The sequence below is a fragment of the Streptomyces sp. WM6372 genome (genome assembly GCF_001279655.1).
GTDB lineage: Bacteria > Actinomycetota > Actinomycetes > Streptomycetales > Streptomycetaceae > Streptomyces.
Window position 1 is genome coordinate 1 of the sequence record NZ_LGDB01000259.1, and the last position, 19184, is coordinate 19184.

Annotated in this window: 16 protein-coding genes and 1 pseudogene; 10 read left to right on the forward strand and 7 right to left on the reverse strand. The window is 75.6% G+C overall.

What is annotated here, in order from left to right:
• Window positions 1-1051: sulfate adenylyltransferase subunit 1 (locus ADK52_RS39110; protein WP_053694622.1), on the forward strand; the 1051-nt coding region annotated here is incomplete at its 5' end.
• Here the strand turns inward: ADK52_RS39110 and ADK52_RS39115 are convergent.
• From ADK52_RS39115 to ADK52_RS44325, 4 genes are all read right to left on the reverse strand, one after another.
• A complete protein-coding gene (locus ADK52_RS39115; protein WP_063784067.1) occupies window positions 1032-1874 on the reverse strand; it encodes a thioesterase II family protein in 843 nt (280 codons plus the stop codon). The two genes, ADK52_RS39110 and ADK52_RS39115, sit on opposite strands and share 20 nt — an antisense overlap.
• Complete coding sequence (locus ADK52_RS39120) at window positions 1871-2245, reverse strand: VOC family protein (RefSeq protein WP_053694623.1); 375 nt, start codon at window positions 2243-2245, stop codon at window positions 1871-1873. Before ADK52_RS39120 ends, ADK52_RS39115 begins: the two co-directional genes overlap by 4 nt.
• Before the next feature lie 61 nt (window positions 2246-2306).
• The gene (locus ADK52_RS39125; RefSeq protein WP_053694624.1) at window positions 2307-5111 is read right to left on the reverse strand and encodes a helix-turn-helix domain-containing protein; all 2805 of its coding nucleotides are present in this window, start codon (window positions 5109-5111) and stop codon (window positions 2307-2309) included.
• Window positions 5108-5344: an MbtH family protein gene (locus ADK52_RS44325; RefSeq protein ID WP_053694625.1), complete on the reverse strand. Its 237-nt coding sequence runs from the start codon at window positions 5342-5344 to the stop codon at window positions 5108-5110. The genes ADK52_RS39125 and ADK52_RS44325 overlap by 4 nt, the downstream gene beginning before the upstream one ends.
• A 394-nt stretch (window positions 5345-5738) precedes the next feature.
• On the opposite strand from ADK52_RS44325, the gene ADK52_RS39135 reads away from it, so the two are divergent.
• The 4 genes and pseudogenes from ADK52_RS39135 to ADK52_RS39145 all read left to right on the forward strand — a co-directional run bounded on the left by ADK52_RS39135 (window position 5739) and on the right by ADK52_RS39145 (window position 10536).
• Entirely contained in the window at window positions 5739-8933 is a 3195-nt protein-coding gene (locus tag ADK52_RS39135) for an AfsR/SARP family transcriptional regulator (protein WP_053694626.1), read from the forward strand.
• Between the two features lie 19 nt (window positions 8934-8952).
• Window positions 8953-9069, forward strand: a pseudogene (locus tag ADK52_RS44330) (glycosyltransferase family 2 protein); the annotation flags it as partial.
• 109 nt (window positions 9070-9178) lie between these two features.
• Entirely contained in the window at window positions 9179-9583 is a 405-nt protein-coding gene (locus ADK52_RS39140; protein ID WP_053694627.1) for a hypothetical protein, read from the forward strand.
• 56 nt (window positions 9584-9639) lie between these two features.
• Window positions 9640-10536, forward strand: a complete 897-nt coding sequence (locus ADK52_RS39145; RefSeq protein ID WP_053694628.1) for an arginase family protein — start codon at window positions 9640-9642, stop codon at window positions 10534-10536.
• Between the two features lie 35 nt (window positions 10537-10571).
• Here the strand turns inward: ADK52_RS39145 and ADK52_RS39150 are convergent, their stop codons facing one another.
• Window positions 10572-11015, reverse strand: a complete 444-nt coding sequence (locus ADK52_RS39150; protein ID WP_053694629.1) for a carboxymuconolactone decarboxylase family protein — start codon at window positions 11013-11015, stop codon at window positions 10572-10574.
• Window positions 11012-11680, reverse strand: a complete 669-nt coding sequence (locus tag ADK52_RS39155; RefSeq protein ID WP_053694630.1) for a class II aldolase/adducin family protein — start codon at window positions 11678-11680, stop codon at window positions 11012-11014. The genes ADK52_RS39150 and ADK52_RS39155 overlap by 4 nt, the downstream gene beginning before the upstream one ends.
• Window positions 11681-11798: 118 nt before the next feature.
• On the opposite strand from ADK52_RS39155, the gene ADK52_RS39160 reads away from it, so the two are divergent.
• From ADK52_RS39160 to ADK52_RS39180, 5 genes are all read left to right on the forward strand, one after another.
• Window positions 11799-12188: a MerR family transcriptional regulator gene (locus tag ADK52_RS39160; RefSeq protein ID WP_053694631.1), complete on the forward strand. Its 390-nt coding sequence runs from the start codon at window positions 11799-11801 to the stop codon at window positions 12186-12188.
• A 54-nt stretch (window positions 12189-12242) separates the two neighbouring features.
• Window positions 12243-12983 carry an SAM-dependent methyltransferase gene (locus tag ADK52_RS39165; protein WP_053694632.1) on the forward strand — a complete coding sequence of 247 codons (741 nt, stop codon included), beginning with the start codon at window positions 12243-12245 and terminating at the stop codon, window positions 12981-12983.
• A 182-nt stretch (window positions 12984-13165) separates the two neighbouring features.
• On the forward strand, window positions 13166-14425 hold the full coding sequence (locus ADK52_RS39170; RefSeq protein WP_053694633.1) for an FAD-dependent oxidoreductase: 1260 nt from the start codon (window positions 13166-13168) through the stop codon (window positions 14423-14425).
• Window positions 14422-15642 (forward strand): cytochrome P450 family protein, encoded by a 1221-nt coding sequence (locus tag ADK52_RS39175; protein WP_053694634.1) that lies wholly within the window; start codon window positions 14422-14424, stop codon window positions 15640-15642. Before ADK52_RS39170 ends, ADK52_RS39175 begins: the two co-directional genes overlap by 4 nt.
• Window positions 15643-15802: 160 nt before the next feature.
• A complete protein-coding gene (locus tag ADK52_RS39180) occupies window positions 15803-17701 on the forward strand; it encodes an ABC transporter ATP-binding protein (RefSeq protein WP_053694636.1) in 1899 nt (632 codons plus the stop codon).
• Here the strand turns inward: ADK52_RS39180 and dacB are convergent.
• A partial coding sequence (dacB, locus tag ADK52_RS39185) for a D-alanyl-D-alanine carboxypeptidase/D-alanyl-D-alanine-endopeptidase (RefSeq protein WP_053694635.1) occupies window positions 17680-19184 on the reverse strand: 1505 nt, incomplete at its 5' end. The genes ADK52_RS39180 and dacB overlap by 22 nt on opposite strands.

Here is a 19184-nt window from a genome sequence, read left to right on the forward strand (position 1 = left end):
CATCGACGTCGCCTACCGCTACTTCGCCACCACCCGGCGCCGGTTCATCCTCGCCGACACCCCCGGCCACGTGCAGTACACCCGCAACATGGTCACCGGGGCGTCGACGGCGGAGCTCGCCGTCGTGCTCGTCGACGCCCGCAACGGGGTGGTCGAGCAGACCCGCCGGCACACGGCGGTCGCGGCCCTGCTGCGGGTCCCGCACCTGGTGCTCGCGGTGAACAAGATGGACCTGGTCGGCTACGACGAGTCCGTCTTCGCCGCCATCGCCGCGGAGTTCGCCGACTACGCCCGCGGGCTCGGCGTCCCCGAGGTCATCGCCATCCCGGTCTCCGCGCTGGCCGGGGACAACGTGGTCGAGCCCTCCCCGCACATGGACTGGTACGGCGGCCCCACCATCCTGGAGCACCTGGAGACGGTCCCCGTGGACCACGACCCGCAGGGGGCGCCGGCCCGGCTCCCGGTGCAGTACGTGATCCGCCCCCAGACCGCCGAGCATCCCGACTACCGCGGCTACGCCGGCCAGATCGCCTCCGGCGTGCTGCGCGTCGGGGCCCCGGTGACCGTCCTGCCGTCCCGGCTCACCACCACCATCGAGGCCATCGACACGCTCGGCGGCCCCGCCGAGGCGGCGTGGGCCCCGCAGTCGGTGACGGTGCGGCTGGCGGACGACATCGACGTCTCCCGCGGGGACATGATCGCCCCGGCCGACGGCGCCCCGCCCGTCACCCGCGACCTCACGGCCACCGTCTGCCACGTCGCGGACCGGCCGCTGCGGGTCGGCGACCGGGTGCTGGTCAAGCACACCACCCGTACGGTCAAGGCGGTCGTGAGGGAGATCCCGTCCCGGCTGGCCCTGGACGACCCGGCCCGCCGTACGGCCGTCGAGGAGCTGCGGGCCAACGACATCGGTCAGGTCGTGGTCCGCACGGCAGAGCCGCTCGCCCTCGACGCGTACGCGCGGTCCCGCCGTACCGGGTCGTTCCTGCTGATCGACCCGGACGACGGGACCACGCTGACGGCGTGCATGGCTACGGAGCCGGCCTGCTGACCCCGCCTGCCCCGCCGACCCCACTGACCCCGCCGACCCCTGCGCCGAGGGCCCCGGCGACCAGGTCGACCAGCTGCTCCTCGCGCCCCTGGAGGTAGAAGTGGCCTCCGGGGAACACCCGGGTGCCGAACTCCGCCGTGGTCAGCTCGCCCCAGGTCGCCAGCTCCCCGGGCGGACAGTCCGTGTCCCGGTCGCCGCTGAACGCGGTGACCGGGACACCGGTGCGTGCGGGCTCGCGGACCGGCAGGTAGTCGGTCAGCAGCCGGAAATCGGCGCGCAGCGACGGCAGGAGCAGCTCCCGCAGCTCGGGTATCTCGTACACCTCGGGCTCGGCGCCGCCCTGCCGGCGGGTGTACGCGACCAGCGAGTCGTCGTCCAGCGCGGGCAGGTTCTCGCGGTCGCGGTGCGGGGCGGCCATCCCCGAGACGAACAGGTGCACGGGGAGGGCGTGCGGGGCGGTCCGGCCGAGCCGGAGCGTGGTCTCGTACGCCACGAGCGCGCCCATGCTGTGGCCGAAGACGACGGTGGGCAGTACGGGCAGCGCGGCGAGGGCCGCGGCGGCGGCGCCGGCGCTCTCCTCCATCGTCTCGCTGCACGGCTCGGCCAGCCGGTCCTGGCGGCCGGGGTACTGCACGGCGAGCAGTTCGACCCCGGCCGGGAGGTGGCGGGCCCAGCCCTGGTAGGCGCTCGCGCCGCCGCCGGCGTGCGGCAGGCAGACGATGCGGGCGCGGGCGGGACGCGGGGCCGGGGCGCCGGGGACGGTGAGGCGTTTGAGCCAGCGCGATGTGTCGGCGCCGCCGGTCGAAGTGGGGTGCGCCGTCACCCGAGTTCCCCGCGCTCCACGCAGAACTCGTTGCCCTCGGGGTCCGCGAGGGTGACCCAGCCGCTGCCGTCGGGGCGGGTCCGGTCGGAGACCAGGCTGGCGCCGAGGGCCCGTACCCGGGCGACCTCTTCCTCGCGCGTGCGGCCGTGCGGCTTGAGGTCGAGGTGGATGCGGTTCTTCGCCGCCTTGCCCTCGGGGACCCGTACGAACAGCAGGGTGGGGCCGCCCTCGGGGTCCTCGATGACCGCCTCGGGGTCCCCCGGCTTGTCGTCGTCGGCCAGCGGGCGGCCCAGCAGGCCGCTCCAGAACAGACCGAGGTCGTACGGGTCGCCGGTGCAGTCGAAGGTGATCGTGCGGATGCTCGGGTACATCGTCGTTCTCCGTGGGTAGTTGGGGGTGGGACCGGCCGGCCGGCCGATCACCCGGATGATCTCAGGATGCCCCGGCGAGGGACTTGGCGCGGGCTCGGGGGCGGGCGACCACGGTGTTGCGGCCGATCATGTTGGCGATCTCCGCACGTGAGGAGACCTCCAGCTTGGCGAAGATCCGGCCCAGGTGGGTCTCCACCGTCTTGTGGCTGACCCCGAGGGTGCGGGCGATCTGCCGGTTGGTGCAGCCCTGGCTGACCAGTTGGGAGATCTCGTACTCGCGCTGGCTGAGCATGTACGCCTCCTCGGCGGGGGCGGCGACCACGGCGGCCTCGGCGGTGGCGGCGGCGACCTCCCGGCCGAGCCGGGCCGCGGAGCAGGCGGTGGCCGTGTACGCGGCGGCGGTCAGGTGGCGGCCGGCCTGTTCCGGCTCGCCGAGCCGCATCCGGGCCCGGGCCAGGGCCACGCGGGCCCAGCCCTCGTCGGCGGCGTGCCCGCAGGCGGCGGCCGCGGAGAGGGCCTCCTCGGCGGGGGCGAGCGCCCCGGCGGGGCCGTCGGCGACGGCGGCGGCCAGCAGCAGCGCATGGACGCGGAGCCCTGCGAGCCCGGTCCGCGCGGCGAGTTCGCGGGCTTGGTCCGCGGCGGTCCTCGCCGCGTCGGTGCGGCCCACCGCGAGCCGGGCCCCGCACAGGGTCTCGGCGAGCGCGAGCCGCTCGGCGGCGGGCAGGGGCGCGGAGTGCGGGTCGGCCAGTTCGGCGCCGGCGAGGGTCTCCAGGCTGCCGAGGGCGTCTCCGGCGGCCAGTTCGGCGGCGGCCAGCACCAGCCGGGAGCGGTGCCACCAGGCGCCGTCGGCGGCGGCCAGCGTGCAGGCGGCCCGGGCCACCGCGACGGCCGTCTCGGGGGTGTGGACCTCCAGGGCGACCTGGGCGCGCACGCACAGCGCCAGAGCGCGCGGCTCCTGACCGCCCGCCAGTTCGGAGCAGCGTACGGCCTCTTCGGCGCGGGCGGCGGCCTGCGGGAAGCGGCCCTGGCGCAGCAGCAGGGCGGCCAGGCCGGCGGCGAGCGCGGTGGCGGCCGGCCACTGGCCGGTGGAGCGGGCGGTGTCGAGGCCGCGGGTGAAGTGCCGTACGGCGGGGCCGTACTGCTCCAGTTCGGTCTCCAGGCGGGCCAGGCAGTCCAGGGCGCCGAGGCGCGGGGCGAGGGCGCGGTCGGTGAGGGTGTCGGCGATCCGGGCCGCGGCGCGGGCGTCGCGCAGGGCCGCGGAGGTCTCCCCGGCGGCCAGGCGCAGGGTGCCGCGGGCGGCGAGGGCGTGGGCGTGGAGGGCCTCGTCGGCGCCGTGCGCGGCGGCGGCCCGTACGGCCTCGTCGCCCCAGGCGGCGGCCTGCGCGGGGCGGCCGTCGCCGGCCGTGACCGCCAGGGCGGTCCACAGGACGGCGGCGCGGTGCGGGTCGGCGGCGCGGTGCGGGGCGGCGGCGCCGGGGGCCGCGGCGAGCTCGGCGAGTGCGGCGCGGAGGATCTCGCGGGCCTGGGGGAGGTCCCCGGCCAGTTCGGCGAGGCGGGCGCGCGGTTCGGCGGCGTCCGCTCCTGCGGGGGCGTGGTCGGGCCCGTCGAGGAGTTCCTCGCGGGTGGCGAGGGCGGCACGGGCCAGGTCGCTGCGACCGCTGCGGACGGCGGCGGCGGCCGCGGCGGCGAGCAGCTCCCGGCGGCGGGCCCGGTGCGCGGGGGCGGCGGGCAGCAGCCGGGCGGCGGCGGTGTACCAGGCACCGGCCGTGGCGGGGTCCGATGCGAGCACCTCGTCGGCCGCGGCGAGGAGTTCGGTCGCACCGGACTCGTCTCCGGGCAGGCAGGCCTGCTCGGCGTGGCGGGCGCGGCGGACCGCCGGGCGGCCGTGGCCCCGGTGGTGCGTACGGGCGCGGCGGTGCGCGCCGAGCCGCCAGCCGCCGGGCACGGCGCTGTGCACGAGCCGGGCCAGCAGGGGGTGGCGGAACTCGACGTGGCCGGGGACGGCGGCGCAGGTGCGCAGCACGTCCGCGGCGAGGAGTTCGTCGACGGCGGCGAGGACGGCGGCGCGGTCGAGTTCGGCGACCTCGGCGAGGGCGTCGGGTTCGGCGGGCTCGCCGAGCACGGCGGCGGCGTGTGCCACCAGGCGGGCGTGCGGGCCGAGCGCGGTCACCTCGGCGAGCAGCGGGGCCGCGGCGCGGGCGGCGAAGGGGCCCGCTCCGGGGGCGTCCCCGGGGCAGGTGCCGGGTCCTTCGCAGGAGGCGGTGAGCAGGGCGAGCAGGCGGGGGTTGCCGCCGCTGTCCTGGTGCAGGGTGGCCCGGTGGCGGGCGCAGGGCGCGGCGCCGGCGAACTCCTCGGCGCCGGCCCGGTCCAGCGGGGCGAGATCGAGGTGCTCGGCATGGCGGCCGGGGTGCGCCGCGGTCAGTGCGGCGAGCAGCCCGGGCGGGCACTGCCGGGGCCGGTAGCCGAGTACGAGCAGGACCCCGTCCCGCGGCGACTCCAGCAACCCGGTCAGTGCCTCCCGTGCCTCCTCCCCGCACCGGTGCACGTCGTCGACGAGGAGGACGACGGGTGCGGCCGGGGCAGCCGGGGCGGTTGGGGTGGTTGGAGTGACCAGGGCCGTTGGGGCGGTTGGGGCGGGCAGGGCCGAGAGGGCCTGTGGGAGGGCCTCCGGGGTCGTGCTGCACACGTGGGCGCCCGCCCGGGCGGCCCACGCGGCGATCTCGGCGAGGAGCCGCGTGGTGCCCAGGCCCGGATCCCCCGCGATACCGACGAGGGCCGGGCCGTCGCCGAGGGCGGCGAACCGCCGGCGGACGGCCGCGAGCTCCTCCCCACGGCCGATCAGCGGGCGCATCGAGCCTGTGGTCACCGAGGCCCCGCTCCGGCGGCTGCCCCGGCGTCCTGCGCCATGGCCTGACGCAGGCTGAGCGGCCGCATGTCCGTCCAGACCTCGTCCACGTGGGCGACGCACGCTTCCTTGGACCCGCTGAACCCGGTGGCGCGCCAGCCCGCCGGGATCTCGCGGATCTGCGGCCAGATCGAGTACTGCTCCTCGTCGTTGATCACGACGTCGTACCGGCCCTCGTCGTCGTCTTGGAACACGGTCCAACCTCCGCTGATTGCGCTGATTGCGTTGACAAATGCCCCGCCAGACTGATTCAGCGGGCCTCCCCGCCACAACGGACGGCCGATGGAGGGTGGCGAACCCTCCCATCGGAGAACCCGATCGGGCCCGGTCAGGGCCCCGGCCACGCCCGATCGCCGGGCCCGGCCGGCCTCGGTCGGGCCCGACCGCAACACCTGATCGGGCCAGGCCATGTCTCGGACACGGCCCGGCTGCGGCCCGGCCGCGGCCGATCGCCGCACCCCATCGGCACGGCCGATCCCACGCATCGCGAACCCCGCACCGCGAACCCTGGCAGGGCCCGCCCGGCCGCCCGTAGCCTGCCCGCGGCCGCCCCTGACCAACGGGCCGCCGGGAATGGGGGATTCGCAGATGAACATCGGCCTTCTGGGTCCGCTGGAGCTCACACAGGACGGCGCGCCACGCCCCCTCGGCGGACCCCGCCAGCAGATCGTCCTCGCGGCGCTGGCCCTCCACGCGAACCAGGTCGCCCCGCAGGAACTGCTCGTCGACGCGATCTGGGGCGAGTCCCCGCCGGAGACGGCGCGGACCCAGGTCCAGTCGGCGGTCTCCGCGCTGCGCAAGGTCTGCGTCCGGGCCGGGCGCCCCGACGCGATCGAGACGACCGCGGCCGGCTACCGGCTGCGGGTGGCGGACGAGGAGCTGGACGCCCACCGGTTCGCGCAGCTCCTCGCGCGGGCCCGCTCGTACGCCGCCGCCGGCGACCCTGCCGAGGCGGCGCGGCACCTGCGCGAGGCGCTCGCCCTGTGGCGGGGCCCGGCCCTGCTGGGCCTGGACAGCGATCCGGTGCGCCGGGGCGCGACCCTGCTCGACGAGCAGCGGCTGACGGCCCTGGAGGAACTGGCCCGGCTGGACCTGGCGCTGGGCCGGCACGCCGAGATGACGGGCGAGCTGTTCGCGCTGGCGTCGGCGGAGCCGCTGCGCGAGGGGCTGCACGCGAGCCTGATGCTGGCGCTGTACCGGTCGGGCCGGCAGGCGGAGGCCCTGGAGGTGTACCGCAGGCTGCGTGCCGTGTTCGACGCGGAGCTGGGCATCGAGCCGGGCCGCGCCCTCCAGGACCTGGAGGCGGCCGTCCTGAACCGGGACCCCTCCCTCGACGCGGCCGCGGCGGCCCACGTCGGCCCGTCGGGGGGCGGGGCCGTGGCGCAGCCCGCACCGGCTTCGGCCGCAGGCCCCGTACGACCCGAACAACTCCCCTCCGATCTGCCCGACTTCACGGGCCGTGGGGAGTACCTGGCCGAGCTCACGGAGTTCCTCGGCGGCCCGGACGGGGCCTCGGGCGGTACGGGTGAGCCCGTGCGCATCGCCGGGATCTGCGGCAAGGACGGGGTCGGCAAGTCGAGCCTGGCCGTGCACGCGGCGCACCGGCTGCGCGAGCGGTTCCCCGACGGCCGTCTGTACGCCGCGCTGGCCGACGGCGGCGACGGGGGTGACGGGGACGGAGGCGGAGGCGGCGACGCGCTCGCCGGGGTGCTGGCCGGCTTCCTGCGCGCCCTCGGCGTGCCCGCGCACGCGGTGCCCGGGGGCCGCGGCGAGCGCCAGGCGCTGTACCGCAGCCTGCTGGCGGGGCGGCGGATGCTGATCGTGCTGGACGACGTGGCCGACGAGGCCGCGGTCCGCGAACTCCTACCGGGCGACGCCCGTTCGGCGGTGGTCGTCACGGGCCGCTACCCGCTGACCGGCCTGCCCGGCATCCGGCAGATCCGCCTCGACGTCCTCGACGAGGCGCACTCGGTGGAACTGCTCACCCGGATCGCCGGCGCCGAGCGGATCGCGGGGCAGCTCCCGGCGGCCCTGGAGCTGGCCGAGTTCTGCGGCGGGCTGCCGCTGGCGCTGCGGGTGGTGGGGGCGCGGCTGGCCTGCCGGCCGCACTGGACGCTCGACCGGCTCGTACGGCGCTTCCGCGACGAGGCGGGCCGGCTCGACGAGTTCTCGTACTGCGGGATGGAGCTGCGCTCGCACATCACGCTCGCCTACCGGGCGCTGGATCCGGAGCCGGCCCGGCTGCTGCGGCTGCTGACGCTGCTGGACGCGGCCGAATTCCCGGGCTGGACGGCGGCCGCGCTGCTCGGCACGGATCCGGCCGGGGCCGAGGACGTGGTGGAGGAGCTGGTCCACTCCCAGCTGCTGGACCTCGTACCCGGAGGCGACGGGGACGGTGGCGGAGGCGGAGGCGGAGGCAGTGGCGCGGGGTTTTCCTGCACCACCGCCCGCTACCGCTTCCACGGCCTGATCCGCGTCTTCGCCCGCGAGCAGCTGCTGGCGACGGAGAGCGCGCAGGAGTCCGCGGACGCGGTGCGCCGGGTGCTGGAGACCTGGCTGTCGCTGGCCGCGCAGGCCCACCGGCGCGAGCACGGCGGGGACTTCCTCGTACCGCACGGCGAGGCCCCGTCACCGCTGTACGCCCTGCCCGCCGCCGCGGCGGACGAGGTCCTGGCCGCGCCCGGCCGGTGGTGGGAGCGGGAGCACGAGGCGCTGGTGGCGGCGGTGCGCCGGGCCGCCGGTGCCGGCCTCCACGAGGTGGCCCGGGAGCTGGCGGTGACCTGCGCCGGGCACTTCGAGACCCGCGCGCACACCGAGGACTGGCGCGAGAGCGGCGAACTCGCCCTGGCCGCCTGCGAGGAGGCCGGAGACGCGCGGGGCGCGGCCGCGGCGCGCACGAGTCTGGCGGCGCTGCACCTGTTCCGGCACCGGGCCGCGGAGGCGGCGCCACTGCTGGCCTCGGCCGCGGACGCCTTCCGCGGACCCGGTGACCGGCACGGGCAGGCCCTCGTACGGTGGCTCTCCGCGCGCGCGGACGCCGTACGGGGCGACCACGCGGCGGCGGCCGAGGGCCACGCCGCGGCCGCGGCGCTGCTGCGGGAGGCCGGGGACCGGGCGGGCGAGGCGCTGGCGCTGGCCGGGGAGGCCGCCGCCCGGCTGGAGCTGGACCGGCCCGAGGAGGCGCGGGAGCTGCTGACCCGGGCGCTGGGCCTGAGCCGGGAGACGGACTCGCCGCGGGCCGAGGCGGAGACGGTGCGCGGGCTGGGCGCCCTGTACCTGCACACCGGGGAGGGCGAACTCGCCGCCCAGGCCTTCAACTGGGCGCTGCGGATGGACCGGGCGGCCCGCAACCGCACCGGCGAGGCGCACACGCTGCTGGGCCTGGGCCTGGTGCACGGGCGCGCCGGGCGCGGCGAGGCCGCCGAGGGCGCCCTGCTCCAAGCCCTGGCCCTGGCCCGGCGCACCGGCGACCGGGCGGCGGAGGGACGGGTCGCGCTCGCCCTGGGCCGGTCCGCGCTGGAGGGCGGCGCGCCCGAGGCGGCCGTGGCCCATCTGACGGCGGCGCGGGAGGCGTTCACGGGCCTGGGCGGCTCCCGGGTCTGGCAGGGCCGCGCGGCCAGCGCGCTCTTCGACGCGCACGCCGCCTCCGGCGACCCGGCGGCGGCCCTGGCCGAGGCCGCCGCGGCCGAGAGACTGCTGGCACCCGACCCGACCCCGGCAGCGGCCCGCCTCCGCTCCGAACTCGCGGGCAAACAGCTCCTGGTACGGGGCTCCGCGGGCTGAAGAGGGCTTCCGCAAGCCTCGGTCATGGTGGGCCGGGTTCTTCGAAGGCGTGCGGACCGCGTGCCCGCCCCGTCGTCCCATGCGGTGGCGGACGGTGTGGCGGATGACCCGACTGGGCAGGCCGCCGGTGATCTGACCCCCGCCGACGGCAGGGGGACAACGGCCGGTGGATAGCGGGTGGGTAGGGGGTGGCGGCACGCTGCGGGTACCGGGGCAGGCGGCCCCGCTCGCAGGAAGGCGCCCGCATGCCCCGTACCGCCCCGCCGGCCCCCTCGTACGGGGCCGCCCTCTCGTACGAGGCCGCCGCCCAGGTCTGCGCGACGGCGGCCCGGACCCTGCTCGTGCCGCGCGTCAGCTCCGCCACCGTGCTGGGTACGGGCCCGGCCGTGGCGGCCCACCTCGCGGCGCTGGTGCGCGAGGTGCCCGGCCTCGGCAACATCACGGTGCACCCGGGCCCGGCCCGCTGGCCGCACCCCGAGGCCGCGGCGCTGGCGGCCGCGCAGGGCACGGTCCTGGTCACGGCCGCCTCCCGCGACCGGGCCCTGCTCGGCGCGGACCTGGTCGTCCTGGCCGGCCCCACGCTCCCGGTGGACCGCGCCCTCCTCTCCCCCTCGGCGGTCGTCATCCAGGCCCCGCCGACCGCCGCCTGACGGCCCGACAGGCGTATTGTCCGGTATGCGAAACTCTGCCGACGAAGGGCCGTGGCGTGCGGGAGCCGGTGATCATCGAGGCGCCGTCCGTGCTCGGGCTGCGGCCGTCCGGGGTCCAGGACCTGCCGGCGGCCCTGCTCGGCGCCGGTCTGGCCGGCCGGCTGGGGGCCGTACGGGCAGGCAGGGTCGAGGCGCCGGCGTACGACCCGGTGCGGGACGAGGCCACCGGGATCCTCAACCCGGACGGCATCGCCCGGTACTCCGTCGACCTGGCCGACGCCGTCGGCGGCGTCCTCGACCGCGGCGGCTTTCCCGTGGTCCTCGGCGGCGACTGCACCGTCCTGCTCGGCAGTCTCCTCGCCCTGCGCCGCCGCGGACGCCACGGACTGCTGTTCCTCGACGGCCACACCGACTTCTACCAGCCGTCGGCGGAGCCGACCGGTGAGGCGGCCTCGATGGAACTCGCCCTGGCCACGGGCCGCGGCCCCCGGCCGCTCACCGACCTCGAAGGACGCGGACCGCTGCTGCGCGACGAGGACGTCGTCGCCTTCGGCTTCCGTGACGCCGCCGAATCCGCCGAGGCCGGGATGCAGCCGCTGCCGCCCCGGCTGCACGCGATCGACCTCGGCGCCGTGCGCGCGGCCGGGGCCGCCGCGGCCGCGCGCCGGGCCGTCGATCACCTCGCGTCGGGCGGGAGCGCCGGGTACTGGGTCCACCTCGACGTGGACGTCCTGGACGACGCCCTGATGCCGGCCGTCGACTACCGCATCCCCGGCGGGCTGACGTGGCGGGAACTGGAGGACGTACTGCGGACGGCGCTCGCCGGCGAAGGCGCCGTCGGCCTCGATGTGACGATCTTCAACCCCCGCCTCGATCCCGGTGCGGTCCTCGCCGCCCGTCTCGTGGAGTGCCTGGGCCGCGCCCTCCCGGCCCGGACCGGCCGGGGGGGTTGAGCCCGCTCCGGCCACCCGGCTCCGCGCGCCACCGCCTAGAGCGGCTCGGCCTCGTCGGCCTCGTCGGCCTCGTCGGCATCTCCGTCGTCTTCGGCGTGGACGAGTTCGACGATCGTCTCGATGCCGAGTGCGTAGGCCGGGACCCCCGCGGTGAGGAGCGAGGTCTCGGCGACACCGATGAGGTCGGCGACGCGGGCTCCGGCGTGCCGTGCTCCCCGGGCGTGGATCCGCGCCGGATCGGCTCGGCCGAGGGCCAGCAGCTGCCCGAAGTGGACGAGCTGCTGTACGCGCGCGCCGAGCGCGTTGTCCGTCAGCACGATGTGCCGCAGCTCGGCGACGGCCTCCTCCGTGTGGAGCCGGCCGTGGGCCAGGGCCAGGTCCAGGCGGGCCTGCACGCCGGCCGGGACGGCGCCGAGCGTGGCGCGGTAGCGGTCGCGTACGGCCTCGGCCCGCGGGGCGAGGGCGTCGTCGCGCGTCACGACGCGACCCCCGCGATCGCCGCCCGTACGCTCTCCAGCGCGCCCTCGGGGAAGTCGACGGCCCCGCCGATCGCCGCCGCGGCGAGCTCCGCCCCGGCGCTCTCCTCGATGGCCACCACGAGGTGGGCGGTGTCCGCCGGGTCCGGGCCGAACACCAGGAGGCCGTGGTTGGCCAGCAGGACCGCGGCGGTCGTGGGGCTGTGCGTCAGCGCGTCGACGACACCGCGTACCGATACGTCCGACCCGCGCGGCCCCCACGGCACCACCGGCACGTCCTCGGCCTGGCCGAACCGCAGCATGGGCTCGGTCCGGCAGGGCAGCGGCCGGTGGGCCACGGCGAAGGCGGTCGCGGAGGGCGAATGGGTGTGGATGACCGAACCGACCTGCGGGCGCGCGCGGTAGACGGCGCTGTGCATGGAGATGATCTCCACGCTGACGGAGCGCAGTTCCCCTTCGAGGACCTGCCCGTCGAGGCTCACGGTCGCCAGGTCCTCGGCCCGCAGACCGCGGACGAAGCCGGGCGTCAGCATGAAGCGGTCGGCGTCGAGCCGGACGCTCAGGTTGGCGTGGCCGGAGTGCGACATCACCCCCGCCTCGAAGAGCCGCCGGGAAGCCTCCACGAGCTGATGGGCCTCGTCCCGTATCCGGCGTGCGTCTGTGGTCATGTCCTGGTCTCCCAACGCTGGGGGCGACGGCCGCTGTTGTGCGGCCGTCCCGTACGCAGCCCACTCTTCAACTTGAACTAAGGTTCAAGTCAAACGTCGGGGAGCGAGGAGTACGGGCATGCGCATGACGATCGGGCAGCTCGCCGGGGCCACCGGGGTGCCCGCCTCGGCCATCCGGTACTGGGAGCGCCACGGACTGCTGCCCCAGCCCGAACGCCAGAGCGGGCAGCGGCGCTATCCGGCGGGCGCGGCGGAGCGGATCGTGCTGCTGCGCAAGTGCCAGCAGGCGGGCCTGACCCTGGCCGAGATCCGCGAGCTGCAACAGGACCAGCCGCGCCGGCAGGCGATGATCCGTACGAAGGTCGCCGAGATCGAGCGGCGCCTGGTGGACCTCGACCACGCCCACCAGCTGCTGACCCACGCCCTCCAGTGCAGCAGGACGGACATCGTCGGCTGCCCGAACTTCCGGGAGCAGATGGCCGCGTGGCGTGCGCCGTCCGCGCCGTGACGCACCGCAGCAAAAGAGGTGCGCCCGCGGCGCGTCGTTGGCAAGCTGGCCCCAATGAACCGTGAACAGATTTCTGAAATAGCCCACACCGATCACCCGATCAAGGCCCCGCTCGACGACGAATCCGTACGCCGGCTGCTGGAGCGCGGGCTCCCGCGGGGCGACGAGCGCGTCCTCGACCTCGGGTGCGGCAGCGGAGAGTGGCTGCTGAGGGCGCTGGCCGCACGGCCGCTCGTACGCGCCGAGGGCGTGGACATCTCCGAGGAGGCCCTGGCGCTGGCCGGGAAGGCGGCGCAGGACCTCGGCGTCGACGAACGCCTGACCCTCCACAAGACGCCGGCCGCGGACTTCGCCTCTCCGCACCCGTTCGACCTGGTGCTCAGCGTCGGATCCACGCACGCCTTCGGTGGGCTGCTCCCCACCCTCGCGGCGGCGCGCGAGCACCTGGCCCCCGGTGGCTGCGTCGTCATCGGCGACGGGTTCTGGGAGCGTACGCCGTCCCCGGAAGCCGTCGACATGCTCGGCGAGTTCGCCGACCTGGCGACCACCGTGGACCGGATCGTCGCCGAGGGGTGGACCCCCGTCGAGGGGCACGTCAGCACGCGCGCCGAACTGGACGCGTACGAGTGGTCCAACTGGGGTTCGCTGGCGTCATGGGCCCTGGACCACCCTGACGATCCGGACAGTTCTCACGTGCTGGAGACGGCGAACACCCGGCGCACCGAATGGCTGCACACCTACCGGGAGACCTGGGGGTTCGTCTCGCTGGTCCTGCGCCGCACGCCGGGCCGCTAGCACCGGACGCCGGGCCGGCTGGCACCGGACGCCGGGCCGGCAGCGCCGCACGCCCGAGCCCCGGCTCCGGACGTGCGGCCGCCGGCAATCGGCCGACTCGCAAGGCGCTACCGCAACCGCCGCTCCCGGTGGGGTATACGTCGTCTGGGGTTTGCCCGATGCCGGCGAAGGGAGTGGTTGCCGTGGAGCGTACGGCCTGCTGTGTGGTGGGAGGCGGGCCCGCCGGGATGGTGCTGGCCCTGCTGCTGGCCCGGGCCGGGGTGGAGGTCACCGTGCTGGAGAAACACGGCGACTTCCTGCGCGACTTCCGCGGCGACACCGTGCACCCGTCGACCCTGTCGCTGCTGGACGACATCGGCCTCGCCGACCGGTTCGCCCAGCTGCCGCAGCGGCGGGTGACCTCGGTGCAGCTGCCCATCGGGCCGGACCGCTCCCTCGTCACGGTCGGGAACATCGGGGCGCTGCACGGCAAGTACAACTACATCGCGATGGTGCCGCAGTGGGACCTGCTCGACCTGCTCGCCGACGAGGCCGGCAAGGAGCCCTCCTTCCGGTTGCGCATGGACACCGAGGCGACGTCCTTCCTGATGGAGCGGGGCCGGGTCGCGGGCGTGCGGTACCGCACCGCTGACGGCGCCACCGGCGAGCTCAGGGCCACGCTGACCGTGGCCTGCGACGGCCGCGGGTCCTTCGCCCGGGTGCTGCCCGAGCTCGGCCTGGAGAGCTTCCCGTGCCCGATGGACGCCTGGTGGTTCCGGCTGCCGCGCCACGAGAGCGATCCCAGCGGGCTCGTGGGAGGCCTGGGCGAGCGGTTCTTCAGCGCGCTCATCGACCGCGGCGACTACTGGCAGATCGCGGGGCTCATCCCCAAGGGAACCGACGCCGAGCGCCGCGCCGAGGGCGTGGAGCGCTTCATGGCCCAGTTCACGGAGGCCGTCCCGTGGCTGGCGGACCGGGCGCACTCCGTCACCTCGTGGGACGAGGTCAAGCTGCTGGACGTACGGCTGGACCGGCTGCGCCGCTGGCACCGGCCGGGTCTGCTGTGCATCGGCGACGCCGCCCACGCCATGTCGCCGGTGTTCGGCATCGGCATCAACCTCGCCGTGCAGGACGCGGTGGCCGCGGCCCGCCATCTGGTGCGCCCGTTGCTGGAGGGCACCGTGGGGCTCCACGACGTACGCCGTGTCCAGCTCCGCCGCATGCCCACGACGGTGGCCACGCAGGGCATGCAACGCCTGGCCCACGCCCAGGTCATCGAGCCGCTGCTGGCCGGCCGCACCCCGTTCGGCCATCCCCGGCGGGCGAAGCGGCTCACGGAGCTCGTCACCGACTCGCGGTGGCTGAACCGGGTGCCGGCCTACTTCATCGGGTACGGGGCGCTGCGCGAGCGGCCGCCGGCCGAGTCGCTCCGCGGCGGCGACGCCGTGCGGGAGGTGTCGTGAGCGAGCAGCCGGTCCTCCTCCCCTACGGCGACCCGGCCTTCGTCGCGGACCCGTTCCCGCTGTACCGGCAGCTGCGCGAGGACGGCCCGGTGCGCCGGGTCGTCATCGCGGGCGCGCTGGAGGCCTGGCTCGTCACCCGTTACGAGGACGGGCTCGCGGCCCTGTCCGACACCCGTCTCAGCAGCGACGTACGGGACGCCGCGGACACCCGGCTCCTGGAGCAGCTGCCCGACACGGAGCGGGAGTCGATGCTGGGCAACATGCTGCGCAGCGACCCGCCCGACCACACGCGGCTGCGCCGCCTGGTGTCGAAGGCGTTCACCGCCCACCGGGTGGCCGAGATGCGGCCGCGGATCCAGGCGATCGCCGACCGGCTGCTGGACGCGGTCGTCGCGGCCGGGCGCGCCGATCTCGTCGCGGACTTCGCGCTGCCGCTCCCGGTCACGGTGATCAGCGAACTGCTCGGCGTACCGGTGGACGAGCGGCACGAGTTCCAGCACTGGACCGACCGCATGATCATGCGGGGCGCGGAGCCGCCGGACCCGGCCGTGGTGAACGAGGCGTGGCGGCACATGCGCGCGTACGTCACCGAACTCATCGGCGCCAAGCGGGCGGATCCCGGCGAGGACCTGCTCAGCGCCCTCATCACGGCCCGGGACGAGGAACAGCGGCTGAGCGAGGACGAGCTCGTCGCCATGGTGTTCCTGCTGCTGGCCGCCGGCTACATCACCACGGTCAACCTGATCGGCGGCGGCATCGCCATGTTGCTCGCCCACCCCGGCCAGCTCGACCTGCTGCGCTCCGACCCCGGTCTGCTGCCGGGCGCGATCGAGGAGTTCCTCCGCTACGACGGCCCGGTCAGCCCCGGCATCGCCCGCTTCGCGCGGGAGGACGTGGAGATCGCGGGCGTGCGCGTCCCGCGCGGCGCGACCGTGCTGATCGGCTCGGCCGTCGCCGACCGCGATGCGGGGCGGTTCCCGGATCCCGACCGCCTGGACATCACCCGGCCGGACAACGCCCACCTGGCGTTCGGGCACGGCATCCACTACTGCCTGGGGGCTCCGCTGGCCCGTCTGGAGGGCCAGATCGCGATCGGCACCGCCCTGCGCCGCCTGCCCGGCCTCGCCCTCGCGGTACCGCCGGCGGAGATCCCCTGGCGCCCCGGCGGCCTGCGCGGCCCCCTGGCCCTGCCGGTGACGTTCACGCCCGGCGGGTGACGTTCACGCCCGGCGGGTAACGGGCGGGCTCGGCACCGGTCGGCCGTCACCTGGCGGCTGCCACCGGTCGGTTGTCACCCACACGGAAAACGCTTGGACGGCGCGGACGCCGTCACGGGAGACTGCGGCTTCCGTAACCGAGCGAACACACGGGGTGACCATGGAAGCGTCCGCATCACGAGGGGCACCGCCCGCCAAAGGGCCGGTGCTCCTCGCACTCCGGTACTACGGACGGGAGTTGGCGCGGATGCGGTGGCTGACCGCGCCCGCCATGCTGATGCCGGCCCTCGGCAACATCGGCATCAACTACATCGCCCCGCTGGTCATCGCCAAGCTCGTCGGCCGCATCGCCGACGACACCGGCAGCGGTGCCGGTCTCGGTCTCGGCGCCACGCTCCCGTACGTCCTGGGATTCGGCGCCGTCCTGCTGCTCTCCGAGGCGGCGTGGCGCCTCGGCCTGCACTGTCTGAACCGGGTCGACGCCCTCGGCATCGAACGGCTGTACATCATCGGGATGGACGAGCTGTTCGCGAAGGACGCCGCGTTCTTCCACGACAACTTCGCCGGGTCGCTGACCAAGCGGGTGCTGAGCTTCGCCTCCCGCTTCGAGGAGTTCGTCGACGCGCTGACCTTCTCGGTCGTGGGCCGGTTCGTACCGCTGCTGTTCGGGTCGGTGGTGCTCTGGCGCTACGAACCGCTGCTCGTCGTGGCGCTCCTGGCCATGATCGCGGTGACGGGGGCCTGCGTCCTGCCCCTCGTCCGGCGCCGCCAGGCACTCGTGGACCGGCGCGAGGAGGCGATCGCCCAGGTGTCGGGGCACGTCTCCGACAGCCTGATGAACATGGACACGGTCCGCGCGTTCGCCGCGGAGGAGCGCGAGGCCGCCGAGCACCGGTCCCGGGTCTCGCACTCGCGCGCGCTCACGCTGCGGTCGTGGGACTACGGCAACCTGCGCATCGACACCGTCGTCGCGCCGATGTCCGTGGTGACCAACGCGCTGGGCCTGCTGATCGCCGTCACGGTCGCCGGGGGCGGGAGCGGGGGCGCGGCCGCGGGCGGTAGCGGGCACGGCGTGGAGGCGGTCGTGGTCGCGTTCACGTACTTCTCCAACGCCACCCGGATCATGTTCGAGTTCAACCAGATCTACCGCCGCCTGGAGAGCTCGATGACGGAGGCCGCACAGTTCACGCAGCTGCTGCTGACGCCGTCGACCGTACTCGACCCGCAGTCCCCCGAGCCGGTGCCCGAGCCGGGCCGGGCGGGCGAGGTGCGCTTCGAGAAGGTGGACTTCGCCCACGCGGGCGCGGAGCCGCTCTTCGAGGGGCTGGACCTGGACGTGCCCAGCGGGGCGAAGATCGGGCTGGTGGGCCGCTCCGGCGGCGGCAAGACCACGCTCACCCGGCTGCTGCTGCGGATGACCGACATCGACGCGGGCCGGATCCTGATCGGGGGCCGGGACATCAGCAGGCTGCGCCAGCGCGACCTGCGCGGCCTGATGGCGTACGTGCCGCAGGACCCAGCGATGTTCCACCGCACCCTGCGGGAGAACATCGCGTTCGCCCGGCCCGGCGCCACCGAGGCCGAGATCCGGCGCGCGGCCGAGGCGGCGCACGTCACGGAGTTCGCCGACGCGCTGCCCGACGGCCTCGACACCATGGTCGGCGAGCGCGGGGTCAAGCTGTCCGGCGGGCAGCGCCAGCGGGTCGCGCTGGCCCGGGCGATCCTGCGCGACGCGCCGATCCTGCTGCTGGACGAGGCGACGAGCGCCCTGGACTCCGAGAGCGAGATCCTCGTACAGGAGGCGCTGTGGCGGCTCATGGAGGGGCGGACCGCGCTGGTGGTCGCGCACCGGCTGAGCACGGTGGCGCACATGGACCGGCTCGTCGTCCTCGACCGCGGCCGCATCGTCGAGCAGGGCACGCACCAGGAACTCCTCTCCTGCGAGGGCACGTACGCGAAGCTGTGGCGGCACCAGTCGGGCGGCTTCCTCGACGAGAGCGGCGAGGACCACGACAGCCCCGCGCCTCCCGCACCCCGTCAGGGCGATTCCTGGAGGTAGGCGGCGATCAGGGCGAGGTCGTTGGCGATGGACAGGACGTCGACGGGGTTCGCGGTCGGCGTGGAGGCGCCGTTGACGCCCGCGTAGAAGGTGTCGAAGCGGCCGCCGCCCTTGTCGAGGTAGCCGGCGATGGTGATGGCGCCGACGGCGAGCCGGTCGTTGAGGGCGTCTCCGCCGACGGCCGCGCCGGTCTTCGCGAACACCTTGCCGCGCGCCGGGCAGCTGCGGCAGTTCTCTGCGAGCAGGCCGTCCACGCCGAGGATGGGCAGGGCCTCGCGGAAGCGCCGCGCGTCCGGGGTGCGCTGCCAGTACGCCAGCATCTGCACCAGCGCCTGCGGCGTGGCCCGGTCGGCGGGGTTGCCGCCCCGGCCGTCCATGAGCTCCGCCTGCTCGCGGTCGACGCCGGCCCGGTCCAGGAAGGCGGCGAGCACCAGGAAGCCGTCCTCGCACTGCGTGCTGCCGGCGGAGACGGCCATCAGGCAGATGCCGAGGTTGGCGCCCAGGTTGTGGCTGACCTTGAGGATCAGCTTGGCGTACTGCTCGTACGGGGGTGAGGTGTACTCCGCCACCCGCGGGCGGCCGTCGTAGTCGCGCGGCAGCCTGGCCGCCGGGTTGGAGCCGGTCGGGGGCGCGGTGACCTGTACGCCGGCCCGGGCGAGGGCCTCGATCAGGGCGCTGCGGCCGAACGCGGCGGGATCCGTGACGGGGCTGGTGCGCAGCAGGGGCTTCGCGTCCGCGGCGATGGTGCCGGAGAGCAGGATCCGGGTGCCGCCGTCGACGGCGGTCACCGTGACGTTCGTGGGCCGGCCGGCGGCGACGGTCTTCACCGTGGAGGTCACCGTGTACGGGGCGACCTTCGGCCGCCAGTCCAGCCGGGCGTCGGCGCCGGCCCGGTCTCCGGGCGTGGTCAGCAGGTCGATGAGGTTGTCGTTGATGATCAGGGGGGTCGGGGTGGGGTCGAGGACCGGGTCGGGGGCGAAGAGGCGGCTGTCGACGATGACGTCGCCGTCGACGCGGGTGATGCCGGAGTCGCGGACCTGCCGGGCGATCCGGTCGATGCCGGCGAGGGGGTTCTCGGGGGTGAGGGTCGCTCCGGGGAAGTCGTTGGCGTAGGTGTGGTCGAGGTCGGTGTACGCGACCGTGCCGTCGGGGCGCGTACGGCCGCCGAGGGTGAGGTCGCCCTGGGCGACGAGGTCGAGGTCGCCGGTCAGCGTGGTGCCGGTGCGCCGGCCGACGGCGTAGACGGGGGTGACGAAGCGGTGGTCGGTGCCGAGGGTGCGCCAGGTGCCGGAGACGGCGAAGAGCTTCGCCGTGGAACCCGGGATGAAGAACTGGCCGGGGAAGAGGCTGTGCAGTACCTGCCCGTCGGCGGGCCGGGTCTGCAGGAGGCCCCACTGGGCGTGCCGGTACTCGGGCTTGCGCATGATCTCGGCGATGCGCGGATCCAGCCGGGCCTGGGAGGGCGAGGGGGTCGGGGCGGGGG

Excerpts from the sequence above, each read along its gene's own strand:
- ADK52_RS39120 (WP_053694623.1), bottom strand. The coding sequence starts at position 2,245 with ATGTACCCGAGCATCCGCACGATCACCTTCGACTGCACCGGCGACCCG.
- ADK52_RS39135 (WP_053694626.1), top strand. The coding sequence starts at position 5,739 with ATGAACATCGGCCTTCTGGGTCCGCTGGAGCTCACACAGGACGGCGCG.
- ADK52_RS39140 (WP_053694627.1), top strand. The coding sequence starts at position 9,179 with ATGCCCCGTACCGCCCCGCCGGCCCCCTCGTACGGGGCCGCCCTCTCG.
- ADK52_RS39155 (WP_053694630.1), bottom strand. The coding sequence starts at position 11,680 with ATGACCACAGACGCACGCCGGATACGGGACGAGGCCCATCAGCTCGTG.
- ADK52_RS39160 (WP_053694631.1), top strand. The coding sequence starts at position 11,799 with ATGCGCATGACGATCGGGCAGCTCGCCGGGGCCACCGGGGTGCCCGCC.
- ADK52_RS39165 (WP_053694632.1), top strand. The coding sequence starts at position 12,243 with ATGAACCGTGAACAGATTTCTGAAATAGCCCACACCGATCACCCGATC.
- ADK52_RS39180 (WP_053694636.1), top strand. The coding sequence starts at position 15,803 with ATGGAAGCGTCCGCATCACGAGGGGCACCGCCCGCCAAAGGGCCGGTG.